22 protein-coding genes and 1 riboswitch are annotated in these 20,322 nt (G+C 50.3%); of the genes, 18 read left to right on the top strand and 4 right to left on the bottom strand.

What is annotated here, in order from left to right; genetic code table 11:
- Positions 1-97 precede the first annotated feature (97 nt).
- Both ACLTD4_RS04920 and ACLTD4_RS04925 read left to right on the top strand, forming a co-directional pair.
- Positions 98-724 carry a cyclodeaminase/cyclohydrolase family protein gene (locus ACLTD4_RS04920; RefSeq protein ID WP_055657509.1) on the top strand — a complete coding sequence of 209 codons (627 nt, stop codon included), beginning with the start codon at positions 98-100 and terminating at the stop codon, positions 722-724.
- Between the two features lie 61 nt (positions 725-785).
- Positions 786-1,625: a bifunctional 5,10-methylenetetrahydrofolate dehydrogenase/5,10-methenyltetrahydrofolate cyclohydrolase gene (locus ACLTD4_RS04925; protein WP_055657507.1), complete on the top strand. Its 840-nt coding sequence runs from the start codon at positions 786-788 to the stop codon at positions 1,623-1,625.
- A 300-nt stretch (positions 1,626-1,925) separates the two neighbouring features.
- Here ACLTD4_RS04925 and thiT read toward each other — a convergent pair whose 3' ends face one another.
- A complete protein-coding gene (gene thiT, locus ACLTD4_RS04930) occupies positions 1,926-2,597 on the bottom strand; it encodes an energy-coupled thiamine transporter ThiT (protein ID WP_117634628.1) in 672 nt (223 codons plus the stop codon).
- A 49-nt stretch (positions 2,598-2,646) separates the two neighbouring features.
- Positions 2,647-2,749, bottom strand: a riboswitch (TPP riboswitch).
- Between the two features lie 138 nt (positions 2,750-2,887).
- Here thiT and ACLTD4_RS04935 point away from each other — a divergent pair.
- The 8 genes from ACLTD4_RS04935 (at position 2,888) to ACLTD4_RS04970 (ending at position 9,589) form a co-directional block, all read left to right on the top strand.
- Entirely contained in the window at positions 2,888-3,313 is a 426-nt protein-coding gene (locus ACLTD4_RS04935) for a DMT family transporter (protein ID WP_002601147.1), read from the top strand.
- A gap of 224 nt (positions 3,314-3,537) precedes the next feature.
- Entirely contained in the window at positions 3,538-4,302 is a 765-nt protein-coding gene (locus ACLTD4_RS04940; RefSeq protein ID WP_117634630.1) for a helix-hairpin-helix domain-containing protein, read from the top strand.
- A gap of 20 nt (positions 4,303-4,322) precedes the next feature.
- Entirely contained in the window at positions 4,323-5,024 is a 702-nt protein-coding gene (locus tag ACLTD4_RS04945) for a response regulator transcription factor (protein WP_002601145.1), read from the top strand.
- Positions 5,025-5,154: 130 nt separating this feature from the next.
- On the top strand, positions 5,155-5,646 hold the full coding sequence (locus ACLTD4_RS04950) for a GNAT family N-acetyltransferase (protein WP_055657499.1): 492 nt from the start codon (positions 5,155-5,157) through the stop codon (positions 5,644-5,646).
- A gap of 86 nt (positions 5,647-5,732) precedes the next feature.
- The gene (locus tag ACLTD4_RS04955) at positions 5,733-7,589 is read left to right on the top strand and encodes a DUF6320 domain-containing protein (protein ID WP_117634632.1); all 1,857 of its coding nucleotides are present in this window, start codon (positions 5,733-5,735) and stop codon (positions 7,587-7,589) included.
- Between the two features lie 152 nt (positions 7,590-7,741).
- Complete coding sequence (locus ACLTD4_RS04960; protein ID WP_117634634.1) at positions 7,742-8,788, top strand: alpha/beta hydrolase; 1,047 nt, start codon at positions 7,742-7,744, stop codon at positions 8,786-8,788.
- A gap of 11 nt (positions 8,789-8,799) precedes the next feature.
- Positions 8,800-9,279, top strand: coding sequence for a 23S rRNA (pseudouridine(1915)-N(3))-methyltransferase RlmH (gene rlmH / locus ACLTD4_RS04965; RefSeq protein WP_002601141.1), 480 nt, complete (start codon positions 8,800-8,802; stop codon positions 9,277-9,279).
- 109 nt (positions 9,280-9,388) lie between these two features.
- Positions 9,389-9,589 (top strand): hypothetical protein, encoded by a 201-nt coding sequence (locus ACLTD4_RS04970; protein ID WP_147335914.1) that lies wholly within the window; start codon positions 9,389-9,391, stop codon positions 9,587-9,589.
- A 135-nt stretch (positions 9,590-9,724) separates the two neighbouring features.
- Here the strand turns inward: ACLTD4_RS04970 and ACLTD4_RS04975 are convergent, their stop codons facing one another.
- The gene (locus ACLTD4_RS04975) at positions 9,725-10,843 is read right to left on the bottom strand and encodes a M14 family metallocarboxypeptidase (protein WP_055659699.1); all 1,119 of its coding nucleotides are present in this window, start codon (positions 10,841-10,843) and stop codon (positions 9,725-9,727) included.
- A 285-nt stretch (positions 10,844-11,128) separates the two neighbouring features.
- On the opposite strand from ACLTD4_RS04975, the gene ACLTD4_RS04980 reads away from it, so the two are divergent.
- Positions 11,129-11,833 (top strand): peptidase MA family metallohydrolase, encoded by a 705-nt coding sequence (locus ACLTD4_RS04980; protein WP_117634638.1) that lies wholly within the window; start codon positions 11,129-11,131, stop codon positions 11,831-11,833.
- Between the two features lie 70 nt (positions 11,834-11,903).
- On the opposite strand, the gene ACLTD4_RS04985 is transcribed toward ACLTD4_RS04980, so the two are convergent.
- The gene (locus tag ACLTD4_RS04985) at positions 11,904-14,027 is read right to left on the bottom strand and encodes an EAL domain-containing protein (protein WP_412331182.1); all 2,124 of its coding nucleotides are present in this window, start codon (positions 14,025-14,027) and stop codon (positions 11,904-11,906) included.
- Positions 14,028-14,247: 220 nt separating this feature from the next.
- Between ACLTD4_RS04985 and ACLTD4_RS04990 the strand changes: the two genes are divergently transcribed.
- Positions 14,248-15,702, top strand: a complete 1,455-nt coding sequence (locus ACLTD4_RS04990) for a DUF362 domain-containing protein (protein ID WP_117634640.1) — start codon at positions 14,248-14,250, stop codon at positions 15,700-15,702.
- 21 nt (positions 15,703-15,723) lie between these two features.
- Here the strand turns inward: ACLTD4_RS04990 and ACLTD4_RS04995 are convergent, their stop codons facing one another.
- Positions 15,724-15,948: a hypothetical protein gene (locus ACLTD4_RS04995; protein ID WP_117634642.1), complete on the bottom strand. Its 225-nt coding sequence runs from the start codon at positions 15,946-15,948 to the stop codon at positions 15,724-15,726.
- 208 nt (positions 15,949-16,156) lie between these two features.
- On the opposite strand from ACLTD4_RS04995, the gene ACLTD4_RS05000 reads away from it, so the two are divergent.
- The 6 genes from ACLTD4_RS05000 (at position 16,157) to ACLTD4_RS05025 (ending at position 20,218) form a co-directional block, all read left to right on the top strand.
- Positions 16,157-17,179, top strand: coding sequence for an aromatic acid exporter family protein (locus ACLTD4_RS05000; protein ID WP_117634644.1), 1,023 nt, complete (start codon positions 16,157-16,159; stop codon positions 17,177-17,179).
- 183 nt (positions 17,180-17,362) lie between these two features.
- The gene (locus ACLTD4_RS05005; RefSeq protein ID WP_055659710.1) at positions 17,363-18,007 is read left to right on the top strand and encodes a class I SAM-dependent methyltransferase; all 645 of its coding nucleotides are present in this window, start codon (positions 17,363-17,365) and stop codon (positions 18,005-18,007) included.
- Positions 18,008-18,137: 130 nt separating this feature from the next.
- Complete coding sequence (locus ACLTD4_RS05010) at positions 18,138-18,419, top strand: CD3324 family protein (protein WP_055659712.1); 282 nt, start codon at positions 18,138-18,140, stop codon at positions 18,417-18,419.
- Between the two features lie 160 nt (positions 18,420-18,579).
- Positions 18,580-19,131, top strand: a complete 552-nt coding sequence (locus ACLTD4_RS05015) for a DUF1062 domain-containing protein (RefSeq protein ID WP_412331183.1) — start codon at positions 18,580-18,582, stop codon at positions 19,129-19,131.
- Positions 19,125-19,328: a hypothetical protein gene (locus ACLTD4_RS05020; protein ID WP_412331184.1), complete on the top strand. Its 204-nt coding sequence runs from the start codon at positions 19,125-19,127 to the stop codon at positions 19,326-19,328. The genes ACLTD4_RS05015 and ACLTD4_RS05020 overlap by 7 nt, the downstream gene beginning before the upstream one ends.
- 110 nt (positions 19,329-19,438) lie before the next feature.
- Complete coding sequence (locus tag ACLTD4_RS05025; RefSeq protein ID WP_055659716.1) at positions 19,439-20,218, top strand: Uma2 family endonuclease; 780 nt, start codon at positions 19,439-19,441, stop codon at positions 20,216-20,218.
- Positions 20,219-20,322 lie beyond the last annotated feature (104 nt).

The raw sequence follows: 20,322 nt of genomic DNA on the forward strand, positions 1-20,322 counted from the left end.
GTCTCTAAATGAGAGCATGGAAAAATAGCCTTTCACGAATTTCCTGATTATGGTCTACTGGAAACACTTGGTGAAGCACTCACGAATGGAGGAAATTATGATAAAGGAAATGGTGACAGAAGAATTTCTGGCGGAATTATCATCGAAGAAACCGACTCCCGGCGGCGGCGGTGCGGCTGCACTGGGCGGTGCAGCAGGGGTATCTTTGGGGCAGATGGTGATTAATCTGACTCTTGGCAAGAAAAAATATGCGGACGTGGAAGAGGAGATGAAGGAGCTTTTAGAGCAGCTGGAAACTCTGAAAGCAGAGTTTCTTCATCTGGCCGACGAGGATGCGCGGGTGTTCGCACCTCTGGCGGCAGCCTACGGTCTGCCAGGTACTACGGATGAGGAAAAAAAGCGAAAGGCCGAGGTGCTGGAGGGCCATCTCCTAACGGCGAGTCTCGTTCCGCTCCGCGTGATGGAAGATGCGCAGAAGGCTCTGGTTATCATGGACATTCTGGCGGAAAAGGGGAGCCGGATGGCGGTCAGCGACGTGGGCGTGGGCGTACAGTTTATCCGAACGGCCTTAACCGGCGCGGTCATGAACGTATGGATCAATACGAAATCCATGAAAGACAGAGAGAAGGCAGAGGAACTGAACCGGCAGGCAGACGAGATGATGCGTTCCGGGACAGCGGCGGCGGATGCGGTCTATCAGAAGGTGGAAAACGCGCTTCGCTGAGACGTGCCGCCAGAAGAGGAAGATACAGACTGACAGAGCGTGAAATGAGAGGATTAAACGGATGATTATATTAAAAGGTGCAGAGGTTTCTGCAAAGATAAAGGAACAGACAGCGGAGATGCTGAAACAGTGCGGCGGCAGGATACCGAAGCTTGCCATCGTCCGTGTGGGTGAGAATCCGGACGACTTGTCGTATGAGCGGGGGGCGGTGAAGAAGATGGCGGCATTTGGCCTTTCCGCTGAAGTCTATGCCTATCCTGCGGACATTGGTGATGAGGCGTTTAAGGCGGAGTTTCAGAAGATCAACGGGGATCCGGAGGTCGATGGGATTCTCCTGCTCCGTCCGCTGCCGAAGCAGATCCACGAGAGAGAAATTGAGCGCATGATCGACCCGGAAAAGGATTTAGACGGAATATCACCGGAAAATATCGCCAAGGTGTTTGCCGGGGACAGCTCGGGGTATGCGCCATGTACCGCGGAGGCGGTGGTGGAGACATTAAAAGCCTTTGAGATCCCGATCAGCGGAAAGCGGGCGGTGATCGTGGGCCGCAGCATGGTCGTCGGGAAACCGCTGTCCATGCTTCTGTTGAAAGAAAATGCCACGGTTACCATCTGCCACACACGGACCGTGAATCTAAAAGAGACCTGCCGGAACGCCGAGATTCTGGTGGCGGCAGCGGGCCGGGCGAAGATGCTTGATAAAGAGAGCGTGGGAAAAGACGCGGTGGTGATCGATGTGGGCATCAATGTGGATGAGAACGGAAAACTCTGCGGAGATGTGGATTTCGAGACGCTGGAGGGAACCGCTTCCATGGCGACGCCGGTTCCGGGAGGTATCGGCGCGGTAACGACGGCCGTGCTTGCGAAGCATCTGGTGATGGCGGCAGCGAGAAAAGGGTGAATGGAAAATATAAAATGACATTCAGAATATTAAACTGGATATAGAGAATGATATCAAACCACAGCTAAGGCTGTTAGCAGAAAACTATGTTCCTGCTGCTATACGTTATGAAAGTGAATCAGCAAAAATATCAGCTCTGGAGGCTGATGTAGAAATCATGAAGAAGGTGATTTCGAAACATAGTGAGAAGCTGCAGCAATTAGCATAGTAAGAAAAGATGAGATAAAAGAAGGTAAGAGGGCTGTGCCGCACGACGCAGCCCTCTTATCTTCTTTTTTTAATAATATAAATAGAACCGGTTTAAGAACTGATTGCCTGCTTTTTCACCTGCGCGATTGCCTTTGCCACTGGCGGCAGGCTGAGAATGACAACAGTTGCGATTGCTTCCGGCACGATGTAGGTGGCATTATATCCCAGCGTGTATAAAAATGGGTTCATACCTTCCGGTGCATAAGCGGCAAAGAATATGTAGCCGGAGAGCACATGGCAGATATAACGGCTGAAGATACCGAAGAGATAGCCAATGATCAGACCATGCTTTTTCGAACTGAAAAGCCCGGCCAGCCCCAGTCCGGCGAAGGCCATCGGGTAGTCGAGAAGCACCTGAAGCGGAGCGAAGATATACGGTTCGATGAGGAACTGCAGGATTCCGTAGGCCATTCCGGTGATCAGGCCGGTTTTGGCCCCGTAGATGTAACCGATCAGGCAGATAAACATCATGGAAAATAAGGTGATGGAGCCGCCGAAGGGCAGGGACGCCACCTTAATGTAGGAAGTCACGACTGCGAGAGCCATGGCTGCGGAACAGTAAACAAGCTGTTTCGTCTGCATCTTCTGCGTCTTAAGGGATACTTCCCCCAGCTTATAGATGACAAATAACAGTGCGGCCAGTAAAATGATGAGCAGGCCATAGCCGGCGGGCTTCAGCAGATACTCTTCGCTGTCTGCCGCGTAGGTTAAGAAAAATGACATAAAAAAATCCTCCTTTGTTTACACACAGGAGGGGACTACTTTTGATGAAGTATGAATCATACTGCTTCCTTACGCCGGCATTATCCGGTTCAAGTAGTGAGGGTCATGTGAAAAATTCCATTCTCAGCCAATTGGCTCCCCTAGCGTGTCTTTTTCTGTTTTATTTTACGTGTGTGAGTATATCGTAAAAACTGGCTGCTGTCAAGAACATGTGTGTATGAATAGAAGTTCCGATTCTGCGCATGATAAAGGAAAGATTAGAAATGCATGACAGATTTGGAGGTTATTCTATGACAGGCTTTATCATAGCATTGATTTCAGGAGCGCTGATGAGCATCCAGGGAGTTTTGAATACAGGGGTCACCAAGCAGACCAGCATCTGGGTGTCAGCCGGGTGGGTGCAGCTGACGGCGTTTATCACCTGTATTGTCATCTGGTATTTTTCAGGGAGAGAAAATATTTCGGGAATCCTGCAGGTGGAACCGAAGTACATGCTTCTGGGCGGAATTATCGGCGCCTTTATCACGTATACCGTAGTGCGCAGTATGGGCTCACTGGGACCTGCGAAGGCGGCTCTCATCATCGTCATTTCCCAGATTATCGTGGCATACGGAATCGAACTGTTCGGTCTGTTCGGAGTGGAAAAGGTCGGATTTGAATGGAAGAAACTGCTTGGCGCTGTTGTGGCGGTGATTGGTATTATCATATTTAATTAGATGGAATATGAAAAAACGTTGGGTATCCGAAAGCAGGGGCGGAGCGGGGAACATGGAGATCCCGTTACAGCCTGTGCTTCCGGAGGTCCGACGTTTTTTGGGCTGTTAACAGCAACCTTTCCCTGAAACTTGGAAATAGTGCTTGTATTTACTGGTATCTTTTTGTAGAATAGTAACATAGGCTGAAGATGGTATCCTTTCCCTGAGAAAAAAGGAGGGATATCATGAAATATAGATATCAGGCAGTAAAAATGGCTGTAATACTCATATGCATGTTGGCTGCAGGCGTATGCTACAGCTGTGATGGAAGGCAGGACGGATGGGAGTCCGGGGAACTGCCGGTTATGAATGCCCCGGGTGATGCGGGGACGAGTCAGGCGGAAGATGCGCCGGAAGGAAATGGGGAGACGGAGGATTCTGATCCTTATGGGAACGCGAAGGAATCAGAAGAGACGGAGATCCCGGTTTCAGAAGCGACGACGGTTTCCGTCTGTTACGTACATATCTGCGGGGAAGTTGTGCTTCCGGGTGTTTATGAGATGGAAGAGGGGAGCAGGATTTTCCAGGTTGTGGAGCGTGCAGGCGGATTCACGGAGCGTGCGGCGGCGCAGTATCTGAATATGGCTCAGGTTGTCAGCGACGGCATGAAGATCGTGGTCCCGGATGGCGAATCGCTCGATGGGGCGGAACGCTACGGGCTTGATTCCGAAGGCGGGAATCATGGCGCGGGCAGTTCAGGTGCCGGTGTGATCATGCCGGAGGGGAAGACCGCGGGCGGCAGTACGGCAAAAGAAAAAGTGAAAGTGAATTTGAACACGGCCACCAGGGAAGAGCTGATGACCTTAAAGGGGATCGGAGAAGCAAAGGCCGACGATATCATCGCTTACCGGGAGAGTCATGGCGGGTTTCAGAAGATTGAGGATATCAAGAAGATATCCGGTATCAAGGATGCGGCATTTGAAAAGATCAAAGATGACATAACAGTGTGAGTGGAAGATAGAGGTGTGACATGGCACGTATTTTAGTAGTGGATGATGAGAAACTGATTGTGAAGGGAATCCGGTTCAGTCTGGAGCAGGACAACATGGAAGTGGACTGCGCCTATGACGGAGAGGAAGCCATTAATTTAGCAAAGCAGAAGGAATATGATGTGGTGCTCCTCGATGTGATGCTGCCGAAGTTTGACGGTTATGAGGTCTGCCAGGCCATCCGTGAGTTCTCCGAGATGCCGATCATCATGCTGACGGCAAAGGGCAACGACATGGATAAGATTCTGGGGCTGGAGTACGGCGCCGATGACTATATAACGAAACCGTTTAATATTCTGGAGGTAAAGGCCAGAATCAAGGCGATTATGCGGAGAAATACGAAGAAAAGCAGACGGGAAAGCCGGGCCGAGTCCAATGTGGTGACCTCCGGTGATTTAAAGCTGGACCGCGACAGCCGCCGCGTCTTTATCGGTGAAAAAGAGATTAATTTAACAGCCAAGGAGTTCGATCTGCTGGAGCTTCTGGCCTGTAATCCGAACAAGGTATACAGCCGGGAACAGCTGCTTACGTACGTGTGGGGCAACAAGGCCATGGATTCCGGCGATGTCAGAACCGTGGACGTCCATGTAAGGCGTCTCCGTGAGAAGATCGAGCCAAGCCCCAGCGATCCCAAATATGTTCATACGAAATGGGGCGTCGGATACTATTTCCGCGCCCAGTAAAGAAGAGATGATGGAAGAAACGATGGAAGAGGAGGATATCTGCAGGTCTGACGCCGCAGATTCCGCCTTTTCTTTCATCCGCCGGGAGGGTGCGGCGGCGAAATGTGAAGGATGAGAAGAGGTCAATGAGATGGTATATACAATCAGAAATGTGAAAGCAGAGGATCTGGATCAGGTTACAGAGGTGGAAGCTTTATGCTTTCCGGCGGCAGAGGCCGCGACGGGAGAGTCTTTTCGAAATCGGATCGAAACATTTCCGGAAAGCTTTCTTGTGGCAGAGGATGAGAGCGGGAAAATCATTGGATTTATTAACGGCTGTGTAACGGATGAGAGAACCATACGGGATGAGATGTTTGAGGATAGCGGACTCCACCGGGCGGACGGGATGTATCAGAGCATTTTCGGGCTCGACGTGATTCCGGAATACCGGAGGCAGGGAGTCGCGGCTGATCTGATGAATCACTTGATTCAAACGGCGAAGGCGCGGGGAAAAAAGGGCATGATCCTGACCTGTAAGGACCGTCTGATCCACTACTATGAGAAATTCGGCTATCGAAGTCTGGGGATATCCGGGTCGGTACATGGCGGAGCTGTCTGGTACGATATGCTTCTGGAATTTTAGAAACAGAGCCATTTGTTACCGTTCACAGCCATTTACCTTTGACATTTCAGGAAAGTTTGACAGTTGGAAAGGATAGGGGTTCGACGATGAAGAAGAGTCCACAGGGGGAGAGATGGAGACGTCTTGACAATACGGCGAAGATATTTCCGGTCATTGCCAATGAACATCTGAGTAATGTATACAGGATTTCGGCAACACTAAAGGAAGAGGTAGTTCCCGGAACGCTTCAGCGTGCGCTGGAGGAGATACTGCCTCAGTTCGAAGGCTTTGCGGTGAGGCTGAGACGCGGTTTTTTCTGGTACTATTTTGAATCGAATAAACGGATGCCGGTGATCGAGCGGGAAACCACGTATCCGTGCAAGTATATTGATCCGCGCACCAGCCCTTACTATCTGTTCCGGGTCAGCTACTATGAGAAACGGATCAATCTGGAGGTGTTTCACGCGGTAACGGATGGGTTGGGAGCAGTCAATTTCCTGAAGGCGCTGGTTTACCGGTATCTGGATTTGACCCGCGACGGCAGGACCGGCCATCCGGCTCCGCAGAAGATATCGTCCGATGTCTCCATGAACGTGGAGGACAGCTATGTACGCAACTACAAAGAGGTTGCCCGCAGAAAATACAGCACACGGAAGGCATTCCATATAAGTGGGGATCCGCTTCCTCTCGATGAGGAGAGTGTACTGCATGGTTATGTAAATCTTGCGGAACTGAAAAAGGCCGGAAAGTCTTACGGCGTAAGCATCACGAAATTTCTTGCCGCTGCCCTGATCTGGGCGATTTATCTGGAGTATGAGGATGCGGGAATCGGAGACCGGTCCATCGGGATCAGCCTGCCCATCAATTTACGTGCGTTTTTCGATTCCGAGACCATGGCCAATTTCTTCGCGGTCACGCTGCTGGAGTTTCTGGCAGACGGGAAAAAACATGAATTTTCCGAGGTGGTGGAGGCGGTAAGCCGCCAGATGGATGAAAATATTACGAAGGAGAAGCTGGAAGAGACGATCTCCTACAATGTTTCCAATGAAAAGAAATGGTATTTAAGAATCGCCCCGCTCTTCATGAAATGGGGGGCGCTGAATGTGATTTTCCGCAGAAACGACAGGGCCTATACGATGACACTCTCCAATATCGGCCCGATCAAAGTGGAGAAAGGGTATGAGGAGGAGATCGAGCATTTTCATCTTATGATCGGTGTCTCGAAGCGTCAGCCCATGAAGTGCGCCGTGTGTGCGTATGGCGAACATGTGGTGGTGACATTTACCTCGGTCTTTCAGGATACGAGGCTTCAGGACCGCTTTTTCGGCTTTCTGAGGGAGCTGGGAGTCCCCGTGGAGACGGAGAGCAACGGTGTGCCGGATCCCCGGGATGATAAGGCGATGTATCCGCGGATTCAGTACGATCCGAAGAAGTGGAAGGAAGTGGTCAACTCTTTTTACATCATTCTGTTCGCGGTGGCGGCCATACTGGGTATCGTCAATTACGCCACGTACTCAGGGTCCATGTGGTCAGTGATCGCCATCGGCTGCATCGTCTATGTGGCGCTGACTCTGAGGTATTCGATTATGCGCCACGCGAATCTGGCTTCTAAAATTGTGCTGCAGACCATTGCGGCGGAGGTGCTTCTGGTGATGATCGACCATTCTACGGGTTACGCGGGCTGGTCGGTGAACTATGGCATTCCGAGCACACTGCTGTTTGCGGACCTTGCGGTAGTATTTTTGATTATAGTAAACCGGTTGAACTGGCAGAGTTACTTTATGTACCAGATTGCGATCACCATTTTCAGCTTTATTCCCGTCATTTTATGGGCGGCCGGACTGGTGACACGTCCCCTGATGGCGCTCATAACCGTGGTGGTCACCGTCGCGATTCTGTTTGTCACCATCAAGTGGGGGGACAGAAGTGTGAAGACGGAGTTGAAAAGGAGATTTCATCTGTAGGACGGAGTGGACAGAGGAAGGACGCAAGGAGAAGCAGAGTCTGGAATCAAGGTGGAACAGAGTCTGGATTTGAGGAAAAACAGAGAAAACCGGGTCAGGAGTCAATGGCGGAGCCATAGCAGATAGACGGCTGAAAAGAAAGGATAAAACAGATGAGAGATAAGCGAGTGAGTGTTCGGGGAAATCTTGTGCGTGACATGATGCAGAACGTGATGGAGACATCCTTAAAGCAGCCGATTCAGAGCGGAGAGCTGAGAAAGAATCCGGTGGAGCCGGCATGGATCTGTCCTGCCGGTTATGAGTATGAAATCGTGGAGACGGAACAGTTTCCGATGGAGTATTTACGGCCGGAAGGGATCTTTACGGGGCGTGTGATTCTGCAGCTGCACGGCGGCGGCTATATCGGTCCCATGAAGAATATATACCGGAAATTTGCGGTGCGGTACTCCAAGCTGAGCTTCGGCGGCGATGTGCTCACGATCGATTACCGGGTGGCTCCGGAGTATCCATATCCGGCTGCCTTAGAGGATGCGGTTTACGCCTACAAATGGCTGATCCAGGAAAAGGAGTACGAACCGGATCATATTATCGTAGCGGGAGATTCAGCGGGCGGCGGACTCGCTTTGGCTATGGTTATGTATCTGAGGGATAACAGGCTTCCTCTGCCGGGAGGAATTATCACCATGTCCCCCTGGACCGATATGACCAACAGCGGCGCCAGTTACACGGATAATTATGAGACGGATCCGCTCTTTGGTAATTCCACCGACAATATGCTGTTTCATTCTTCCTATATCGGAGATGCCGATCCGAAGAATCCGTATCTGTCGCCGTTGTTCGGAGATTTTCAGGGTTTTCCGCCGGTGCTCATGCAGGTGGGAAGCTATGAGGTCCTTTTAAGCGATACGCTGGGAGTTGCGGATAAGCTGAAGCAGGCGGGCGTACGCCGCCGTTTATCCGTCTATGAGGGAATGTTCCATGTGTTCCAGATGGGGCTGGACTTAATTCCGGAGAGCCGGGAGGCCTGGAACGAGGTGGAGGAATTCTTAAGGATCACCTACGGAATCAGCCGGAAGCCGGACGGAAAAGTGGTAAAACGGGTGAAAACCCAGCGGAAGAAATCCGCGGCGCAGGTGGCGGGCAGAGTTCTGGAGGCGATGAAGAAGAACCTGCCGGATAGCAGGGCAGTCAAACAGTAAGAGGAAGATGCATGAAGATAACGCTGGTCACAGTTGGAAAGATAAAAGAAAAATATTACACCGCCGCAATCGAGGAGTACAGCAAACGGCTGAGCCGGTACTGTAAACTGGAGATTATCCAGGTGGCGGATGAGAAGACCCCGGACAATGCCGGGGAAGCGCTGGAAACTCAGATCAAGGAGAAGGAGGGGGACCGGATTCTGGCCAGTATCAGGGATGGCGCCTGCGTGATCGCCCTGGCGATCGAGGGAAAGATGCTGGATTCCGTGGAACTGTCAGAGAAAATCGCCTCGCTGGGCGTATCGGGAACTAGCCAGATCGTGTTCGTCATCGGTGGCTCCCTGGGGCTCTCAAAGCGGGTTCTCGACCGGGCTGATTATCTGCTGAGTTTTTCCCGGATGACATTTCCGCACCAGCTGATGCGGGTGATTCTCCTGGAACAGATATACAGAGGTTACCGGATTATGAACGGAGAGCCCTATCATAAGTGATGGGGAGAGGGAGGGGGGCTTGTAAGAAGATGTTCCCAATGGGGGGGTGTTGGTTATTTTTATATAGACCTCCTGCAAAATATCTTATAGGAAAGGAACACTTCGTGATGTGGAAATGACACAGGCAGAAGCTTCTGCCGAGGAAGATTTTAAAGATAAGTTAAAACGGATGGTTTTGGAGAAAACAGAGGATCCTGTCTGTGCGTTTCTTTATATCGATGGTTCACGGGAAGAAGATTCTTATATCACCTGCTGTATCAGACGAGTTCCAACTTACCGGGATCTGCTGAATCGTATATGGGGGCGGTGAAGGAACGTAAGCCGCTGGCGGAGATATTATCTGTATTGGGATTCTGAAAAACAAAATTATCAGAGGTATAGGACGGTAGTTTATGGAGAATCCCAGGCCTCTTTATTAAAATGGCCTGGGATTCTGTATGGCGGATCAGATACGCCGGACAACGTAATCGAGAACCTGCACCCAGACTCCCTTATTCTGTTTCCACACCTGAGGAAACTCTGAAAACGGAACGGGGCACGGTGTTTTTCCGACTTCCAGTGTTACGCCGGGGACTGCGCCGCTTCTCGACTGCATCCAGTCTTTGAAGCCTCCTTTGCCGTCACTGGAGTCCATGCGGTAGCCGGTCATGACCGAAACGGCCTCGGCCAGCGTATTGGAGGCCATCTCCGCTCCATTACTGCTTGTAGTCCAGTAGATGACCTGGCCCTGGGAGTGGTAGCTGACTGTGATAGCCCACGGATACTGGTCAGCCAGTTTCGCCAGTGCCTGGCTCTCCGGTTCGGAGAAAGGAGCCGGACCCTTGTAGCTCGCAGAGGAAGGCTCCGTCAGCTTTGTGGCCAGTTCATCCCAGCCATATGGAAAATTGTAATTTAAGTCCACGCCTCCGGCGTTTGCTTTCCACTTCGTTAAGTACGTTTCGAATGAATCCGCGGTTCTTTTCAGATTCACATCCCGTGAATAGCAGTCTCTTATGACCTGTTTCAGCGCATCGGAGCGTATGGCATCGATTCCAAACTGGCTCAAGGATACGCCGTCGGGATTCGTCATGGGTACAAAATGAATGGCCACTTTCTTAAGCATATCGGCAATCGATTTATAATTATAGTGTCCCGTATCGTAAAAGGCCAGGGCATATTCCAACTGGCTCATCATCACCAGAGGCGTCATATACTCTCTGGCATGAATCGCTCCCTGCATAAGAATCTGGGACTTTGCCTCGGGATTGCCCAGGATAATATCATAGATATTCCTTCCATCCAGTGAAGTACCGATGATATTTACGGTGATCTTATCTCCGTACCTGTTTTTGAGGGACTGGATATCGGCTTCCATCTGATCGTAAGAGTACTTATCGGCCGGCTTTACAATGGGATCTGATACCTCCTGATCCAGAAAATCATTGAGGCCTACGGCTGCCTTGATACCAGGGCCTACTGCATTGGCTTCTGAATAGGAGGGCGCTCCGTAGCTGACCATTCCCCCATATCCGACACTTCCCATAACCAGTATACCGCTTAATACGGCACAAACTATTCGCTTCATATTCGTTCTTCTCCCCTCTTCCTGTACATTTATGCAGTGTATCCGGTTTATATTTCATATGTTTCTAATCTACTACAAATAATGATTTCATTCAAATAAAGTTTTCTTACGTTTTTATGCCATTTTTCTAACTCTGCCGTACTTCTCCATATTTGAGATGATTTAGAGAAAGGAATGATACAATGACTTTCGTGAGAAGTACGTTTGTGCTGCAGCTGCCTGTCTGGGAATTCGCAGAGAGATGGGAACGTGGGGAGCAGAAAAAAAGAAAAGGGGATCAGGTAAATGGATTTTGTGTGCGAGAGCAGGCATTTTATTGTAGAGTATCATGAGAGCGAGAGGACCTGTGTAGAAGAGGTGCTGAATTTATTGGAAGAACGATACTCCGATATAACAGAAAAGACAGGCAGAGAGCTGAAACAGAAAACGACAGTCAAGATATGCTCGGATCGGGCGGAATTGAATCAGGCGCTTGGAATCGAGGACGCCCCTGAATGGATAAGAGGGGGAATTGCGGCGGGGAAAACAGTCATAGCGTCGCCGCTGAATCCGCCGCCGGGATCGAATTACGAACAGGTGATAAACACTGTCGTTCACGAGTTTACGCACGTTCTGATAAAAGAGATAAACGCACATATTCCCAGATGGCTTGACGAGGGAATAGCCTCCTACGAGGGGAAAGACAATCATGAAGCATGGATTCGAAATACGGTCTCGGAGGGGCTAAAGAACAACCGCGTGCCGGCACTGGCCGATCTGGACACCGGGGCTGACTTCCAGGAGTTTTTCCGGCGGGACGGGTATCAGTATTCGTATACAGTTGTAGAGTATGTGACTGCCAGATATGGATACGGAAAATTGATGGAATTGGTCAGACGACCGGAAAAGCTTGAAGAGACACTACAGATGACGGAAGAGGAGTTTTATCGCTTATGGGTCGCGTATCTGGAAGAAAATTATGGGACGGATGCAGATGAAAGAAAGGAATAGGCAAATAAAGCAGGAAGAAGAATGGCCGGCATGATGATTCGCATGCCGGCCATTCCTTTTTTTCTGTGATTTACTGAGGATCAGAAGTGTCTCCTTCTTCGGGCAGCCGGGTGATATAATCCTTGAATTCCTCCAGCGGCAGAGGGCGGCTGTAATAGTAGCCCTGGTAGATGGAACAGCCAAGCTCCGATAAGACATCGCGCAGTTCCGCGTTTTCCACAAATTCGGCGATGGTACGGCAGTTTAAATTCCGGGCCATGCTGATGATTCCGGAGACAATTTCACGGGAGCGCTTATTGGTCATGAGCTGGGATACCAGATTACCGTCTAATTTTACCTCATCGAAGGAGCCTTCCTGCAGCTGAATAAGGGAATTATGGCCCATTCCGAAGTCATCCAGACTGAATTCCACGCCCTGGCTCCGCAAATGCTCCATCTCATTTTTCAAGTCATCCGATATTTCCATTGCCGCCCGTTCCGTGATCTCGAAAACGGGGCGGATGTGATCGGCGGGATACTGCCGGATCAAAGTGAGAACCGTGTCAAAAAATCCATTGCTCTTGAGCTGCTTGGAGGAAATATTGACGGACAGACAGACGTCTTTCTTTAAATGTTCCTCCATGGTCTGGGCGTCCAGGCAGGCGCGTTTAATCAGATAGTAGCCGAGTTCATCTAAAAATCCATTTTCATAGGCCAGCCCCACCAGCACGGGCGGAGCGATAAATCCGGTGACCGGATGCTTCCAGCGCAGAAGAGCCTCCATTCCATGAAGCGTTCCATCGCGGGATATCTGCGCCTGATAGTATAATTGAACCTGCCCCCGTTTGATGGCGTTCTGTAAATCCATGGCGAGATTTTTGGCGTAGTAATAACAGGGGTAATCATGGCTTAAGAAGATGGGCGGATTCCCGTGCTTCTCACCAGCGGCCATGTCTGCCTCCATACGGTGGATCGCCTGTGTAAATTTGCCGGTCTCCAGCTTTTCGCTGCGTTTGATAAACGGGATATAGATTAGCGTTCCGATTACAAGGTTGAACAGCTGCATCAAACTGCCTGCGATGGACCCGGTGGCTTTAAATCCGCTGAGCAGTACGGGAACGGTCCATTCCACGGATTGGGTCACAGCGGGTACCAGGCCGAGACGGATAGCCAGTGCGCTGGTGACCGTCAGGACGACCGGGGTGATGATGAATGGAGCCGCCATCGTCAGGTTAAAGATGATCGGGAAACCGAAAACGGCGATTTCACTGATATTAAACAGAACGGAGGGAAGCGCCACATGGGCGATCTTTCTGTTATGGCTCTGCTTCGAGGCGATGCAGAGCGCAAGGACGAAGCTTAAGGCAGTTCCGCAGCCGCCCAGGAATACGAAGGTGTCGAGAAACGTCTTGGAATAGATTTCCGTAGGGAGGTTTCCAGCCGTCATCAGGGCCTGATTGATCTCCACGTTCTGCTCAAACAGCTGTCTGGAGACAGCCTCCAGCGTATTGGTGCCGTGGATTCCCATGAGCCAGAGGACGTGTGTGATAATCACATACAGAAGGATTCCAAACAAATTCCCGCTGATACCGTCAAAGAGTTCCAGAAACAGGTAGGAACCGAAATTCGTGATATTGCTGTCACTCCACGTGATGCGGACGAAATATCCCGTAATTGTGAAAAGCAGGGTGATGGCGATGACAGGAATCAGACTCTGGATTGAAGTGTTAAACAGATAGTCGGCTCCCGTGGTGTGCAGTCTCTCGAACCGGCGTCCAAGCTTTAAGAGCCGCTGGAACAGGATACAGGACAGCAGGGTAATGCACATGGCAGTAAAGACCCATTCCGCGCTGAAGATATAGTCCGTCTGATCCTCAATTCCTCCGCAGAAGGCCAGATAGGAGCAGACAGAGACCACGGGATAGAGCAGCAGCTGGTCTGTCTCAGCCAGCTGTCCGTAGGAGATGCTGATGGTGATGGTAAGAACCAGGGCCAGGGACCCCAGACTGATCATGTAAATGGTGTTTAAAAGCTCCGCAGCGGCTCCGTCGAGCCAGGAGGCGAGAAAAATCTGATAGCTGTCAATGGGAAAATTATTGAGAAGCAGAGAAAATGATCCCATGATCAGAAATGGGATAGCGAGTGTCAATCCATGGCGTATGGACCGTGCAAAGATTGAATTTTGAAACCGGGATATTATTTTACGAAGACTCATGGTAACTCCTCAGGCCGGAGGCTGCAATGGAATCCAGTTGCTGTAGCTGCTGTTTCCTACATTATACACGAATTAGTTTCAGAAGTCATTCCATAAATGCATCAGTTTGAAAAAAAAACAGATTGGATGATGCAACTTTGATGCATGTCCCCTGTAGAATCAATACTGACATAATTCGACAAAAAACGGATGTACAGCATAGAGGAAAAGGGGTACGGAAATGAAGAAATTATGGATCTATATGGCGGTGCCCATGACGCTTTTAAATGGATGCCAGATCCGCCCGGCACAGGCGGCGCCCACGGTGAATACCGTGGCGGAAAGGGAGACCAGCCAGGAACAAACGATACCAGTGGGGCAGAAAGTGCCGCAAAATCAGCAGGGGATGGCCGCGGAAACCATAAAAGAAGCCGCGTTTCACGGCTCAACCGTCACGATTGCCAAATCGCAGAAAACAAGGGCCGCCGATATCACGGAGGAGGAAATCGAAGCGATGGTAAGGATGGCGGCCTCCGATTTGAAAACTGTCGTGAAAAATGGGCAGACTGTGGTACTGAAGCCCAATCTGGTCCAGATGATTGTGGATTCCACGGGGGAACTGCTGGATCAGGAGGTCAACGGGATAACGGTGGACTGGCGTGTCACAAAGGCCGTATTAAAAATGGTAAGGGAGTTAAATCCGGATGGAAAGGTCTATATCATGGAGGGATCGGCGACGGGGCCGACCAGAGAGGTAATGAAATATTTCCATTACACTCCGGATTATATGGTGGGAGTGGATGGGTTTCTCTGTCTGGAGGAGGATTGCGGGGCGTGGCAGGATTTTGACGCGCCGGAGGTGGTAAAGGTGGAGCTGCCGGACGGTCTGCTCCATAAAACGTATTATTTCAACCGGATTCTCTATGAGGCCGACGTGGTAATCAGCATTCCCACCCTCAAGACCTCTTCCGGTGTTGTGGTCACGGGCGGAATCAAAAATGTGAGCATCGGCACGCCGCCGGGGAATCTATACGGAGTGGCACCCGATAACCCCAGCAAGACGGCCATGGTATCCCACAAGATCACGGATGGGGAGCTGGACCGGTGGATTTACGATTATTACATGGCCAGACCGGTGAATTACGTGATCGTGGATGGCCTTCAGGGCTTTCAGAGCGGACCAGTTCCCATGTCGCACGAGCGGAAAGAGACCGATAAAATGAATATGGGCGTCATCATGGGAGGAACGGATGCAGTGGCGGTCGATACCATCTGTTCCCTGGTAACCGGATGGGACCCTGAGAGCATCGGTTATTTAAATCTGCTGCGGGAAAATACGGAAGCGGGGGAACTGGAGTCTATCCGGGTAAAGGGAGCGTACGTCGATGAACTGAGAAAGAAATTTACAATCAGGAAACCGGAGCTGGGCGGTATACAGCTGGAAGCAGGAAATGGGCCGTCACTGGAGGCGGAGGCAGGAAGGAATGGGGATCAGTTGGAGATACAGTATAAGACTGGAGAAAATGCCTGCAAGACGGAGATCTTCGTGGATGGGATATTTCAGTATTCCGGCGGGACGGTCGCTGATGGGGAAATTCAGCTGAATATCCCCGGACTGTCTGCCGGAACACATGAGGTGCAGATCGTCGTCTACGATCGTTTCCTGAATAAGACGGCGAAGACCATAGAAGTATAAGACCGTGAGGACCATTATGCATCAGATCAGCTCATGAACCCGGCAGATCAGATCCAGGTCCTCTTTTTTCAGTTTCAAATTGGAATTTAGTACGGTTCCATCCGGAGCCGTCACCCGGATATCGATGACCGTTCCTTCAGCCAGAGCGCGTCCGCGGACCGCTTTCATGAAGGAGGGGAATTTCGGATGGCGTACCTTAAATGAGGTCCATTCTTCTTTTAACTGCATGAGTGCTGCAAAGTTCATGGATAGGTGCTTCCTTTCTGACTGTATTGTACTGCCCGTAAAATCGTATCACAGAAAAAAACTACGGTCAATACGTAAAACGGACTGAAATTCCAGACAGAACTTGTATTTTAATGGTTGACAGGTAATAATGAAAAGAAAAGGAATTGAGAAGAACTGGAATGAAAAAGAGCTGGATTTATAAGAATCGTCAGGAGGAAGTAGAATCGTGAAGAAGCCGGATTATGTAAAAGTCATCAAAATCGCCGTGGGCGCGGGCCTGGCTATCGTCCTGGCGGAGCGTATGGGGTTACGTTACAGCGCATCCGCCGGGGTGATCACACTTTTAAGCATTCAGGATACAAAGAAGGAGACGATCCGGGTGGTGGCACGCCGGCTGTTGTCATTTGTTATGGCACTGGCCATCTCTGCGGTCGGTTTTTCTGTCTTTGGGTACGGCCCCCTGGCGGTCTGCGTCTTTCTGCTGTTCTTTTCTGCTGCCTGTATGGCGTTTGGAATGCAGGAGGGGATCTCTGTGAATACGGTGCTGATGACTCATTTCCTGGCAGAGCGTTCCATGACGGGAGCCAACATCGCCAATGAACTGGGGCTTCTGGCCGTAGGCGCGGGAATCGGTGTGATTCTCAATCTCTATATTCCCGGAAAGGTACATTTAATCCGAACGAGCCAGCGCCGGATCGAGAGCCATATGAAGGAGATTCTGCGAAAGATGGCAGGACAGCTGACCACTGGAAAGGGCGGAGATGCCGGGCTGGCAGACGGTGAACCGCCGCTTCGTTCCCTTCTGGAAGAGCTTGATACAGAGCTGAAACAGGGGGAGAAGAGCGCATATGAGGACATGGAGAATAAGCTTCTTACTGAGACGAGATACTACCTCCGGTATATGAATATGAGGCGGACACAGGCATTTGTCCTGGGACGGATCGAGGGGGAATTAAAGCATCTGGGGGAACTGCCTTCCCAGGCGCAGCCGATAGCAGAGCTAATGGAGCGGATCAGCGGGGGCTTTCATGAGTATAACAATGCAGTAGGCCTGCTTGAGGCCCTGGATGCGGTAAAGGAAGCTATGCGGGAGCAGCCCCTTCCGGAGCTTCGGGAAGAATTTGAAAATCGTGCGGTGCTGTTTCAGATTCTTCTGGAGCTGGAACAGTTCCTGGAAATAAAGAAGAAATTTGTGGAAGAACTGTCGGCAGAGGAAATAGGAAAATTTTGGAGAGAGACCACGTGTTGACAGGCGGAGCAAACTTCTGTATACTCGACACAGCGTCTGTGTGCGAAAAACGGCTTAAAGTTGTTTCTGCCGGAAACTTGAGGTTTTTTTCCTGAAATCTTCAGAGTATACTGGAAAAGAAGCTGGGGCGTGCCGGAACATTCACCGCACTGGTTTTAAAATTGTGGCCGGGAGGTGGACAACATGGAAAAAATGACGGATTTCTTTACAGCCAGGGTTGATATCTATGATGATCATATGATTCATGAGGTTGAAGGGTGCCGGGAAGGCTATCTAAAGATGGCGGAGCTCGTGCCGGAAAAGACGAAGACACTTCTGGATCTGGGGTGCGGAACCGGACTGGAGCTGGAGGCTATATGGACCAGGAACCCGGGGATTGCCGTCACAGGAATCGATCTGACGGCCGCGATGCTGGAACGGCTGAAGAAAAAGTATTCTGACCGGGATGTAACTCTGATTGAGGCGGATTACATGGCCTGCGAGCTGGGAACGGAGCGGTATGATGCCGCGGTTTCCTTTCAGACACTGCATCATTTTACCCATGAGGAGAAGCTGGGGCTGTATGAGAAATTATGGCGTGCCTTAAAGGCCGGCGGCTGCTATATCGAGTGTGACTACATGGCGGAAACGCAGGAGCAGGAGGACTATTTCTTTGCGGAGAAAAAGCGCCTGGAGGAAGAACTGAAGCTTGTTAAGGGGGAATATTACCATTTTGACATGCCGTGTACCATGGATAATCAGAAGCGTCTGTTAAGACAGGCTGGTTTTACTGAGGTGGAAGTGGTATGGAGACAGGAGAACACAACGATCCTGTATGCAAATAGATAGAGAGGGGGCCGTTTCTTTATGATGAAAGAGGTTAAGACTGCATAGCAACAGGCCTATGCAGTGAAAGATAATATGAGTAATTGTATAGCCTTTGCTATTCCTGACAGTAAAATATGTTTAGGAGGCAGCGATGCGCTATCGGAAAGCAACGGAGGTTCTGCCGGAAGAACTGGTGGAAGCAATCCAGAAGTATATGGATGGGGGATACGTTTACATCCCCAGAAAAGAAGAGAACAAGAAAAAGTGGGGAGAAGAAACATCCTTTCGGGGAGAGCTTAAGACCCGCAACGAAGAGATTTATCGTAGATATCTGGATGGATTCGGTGTGAAGACGCTGGCGGAGGAGTACTTCCTTTCGGAAAAGAGCATTCAGAGAATCATTTTATCAGAAAAAAATAAAGAAAAAAAATAGTATGGAAAAACGATGTGCCGATAAAGAACCCTGGCACATCGTTTTTTGTATATACCTCCCAATCCCCCGCCGTGTGATGTGCCGCGTCTTTCAGACAGAACCGACGACGAGGTATGCCTTCGTCCGGAGCCGTGTTAGAGTGGTTTCCGGAGGGACTGTTATGAAGAACAATATTCAAAAAATAAGAAGAGAACGCTGGAAGCTTGTGCCGGAGGCCGTACCCACGGTGAGACGGAATTGCTCGAAATGTAAAGAAAAACGTGAATTTATAAATAGCATGAAATTCCGTGTAAATGCTAATGGGAAAAACGTGGATGTATGGCTGATCTACCGCTGCGAGAAATGCAGTACCACCTGGAATATGAGCATTTTTGAGCGGAGCCCGGTGAGTGCGATACCGGAAGAGGAGTACGCCGGCTTCCAGGCAAACGACCGCCTGCTGGCAGAATCCTACGGAAGACGAAGGGATTTATTTGTAAAAAACAGAGCGGAAGCAGTGACGCCGGAAGGCGGATACCGGATAGAGGCAGAGGCGGAATCTGAAACAGGCACAGAGGAAGGCGCAGAGGCAGGAGCAGAGGCAGGGGCCGAGGAAAACGTCCTCCCGGCTGAAAGCGGCTTCCGGCGTATTGAGCTGGAGGTTCCGTTTCCCATGGTATTGAGACTGGACAGCCTGTTGGCCGACCGTCTGGGGTATCGAGAAGCATGGTGAAGCGCTGGTGCGGCCAGGGAGTCGTGGTGAAGCTGGACAGAGAGGAGAACGTGTGGAAATCGGAGGAGAAGCTCTGCCGGGAAAAGGTCAGGAACGGTCTGGTGATCGGAATCCGGCCTGTCCTGTCGGTTTCTGAGGCAGGCACGATGCCGCAGGTCTGTCCTCCCGGTTTGACGCCTGTGAAATTAAAAGCCTGAAGGACGATCTGAACTGTTATATAAATATTACCATATTGTATTGGAATGCTTGACCGTATAAGGTAAAGATGGTATAATGAAGTAAATAAAACTGCGGAAGGAGATCGGCTATGATGAATCTGGAGAAGATGAAAAAACGAAAGAAAGAGTTGGGAATGACGAACCAGGAACTGTCTGAACGGTCCGGCGTGCCGCTGGGAACCGTTAATAAGATATTCAGCGGAGCCACGAAGTCGCCGCAGTACGATACGATACTCGCACTGGAGACGGTTCTGGGGATGACGTTTTACCGCGACGAAGATGGACCGTATGTCAGCAGCATGCGGGAAGAAGCTTTTCATTATACGGTTCACGGATCGTATACCCTGAAGGATTACTATGCGCTCCCGGATCATCTCAGGGCCGAGTTAATTGACGGCCAGTTTTACTATATGTCATCTCCCGGCCTCATTCACCAGAAGCTTGTCGGAGAACTGTACTTTCAGATCAAAGAATATATCCGGAGAAAGGGGGGACCCTGTGATGTATTTCTTGCTCCATTTGATGTGTTTCTGGATTCGGATGACAGAACGGTGGTACAGCCTGACCTGATGATTATCTGCGATCAGACGCGTGTGGAAGCGAAAGGCGTAACCGGTGCCCCAGATTTTGTCCTGGAGATCATATCCGAGAGCACAGGGAAGAAAGACTATTCGACGAAACTGAATAAATACTGGTCGGCAGGAGTCCGTGAATACTGGATCGTTGATCCGTTAAAGGGACGAGTTCTGACGTACTGTTTTAACGGCGATAATCCGGATATAGGGATATATGGTCTGCATGATACAGTTCCAGTGGGAATTTATGGAGATTTGTCCATCGATTTTGGAGAGTTTTCCTTTCTGGTGTGATTTTTATTGGAAGACAGGTGGTTTCCCGCGGACGTGAGATCAGATACGTGTATCTGCGAGGAACTGCCGGATAAAAGGAATCAGACACACCTCATTGACAGGAG

This window comes from Hungatella sp. (assembly GCF_046966825.1).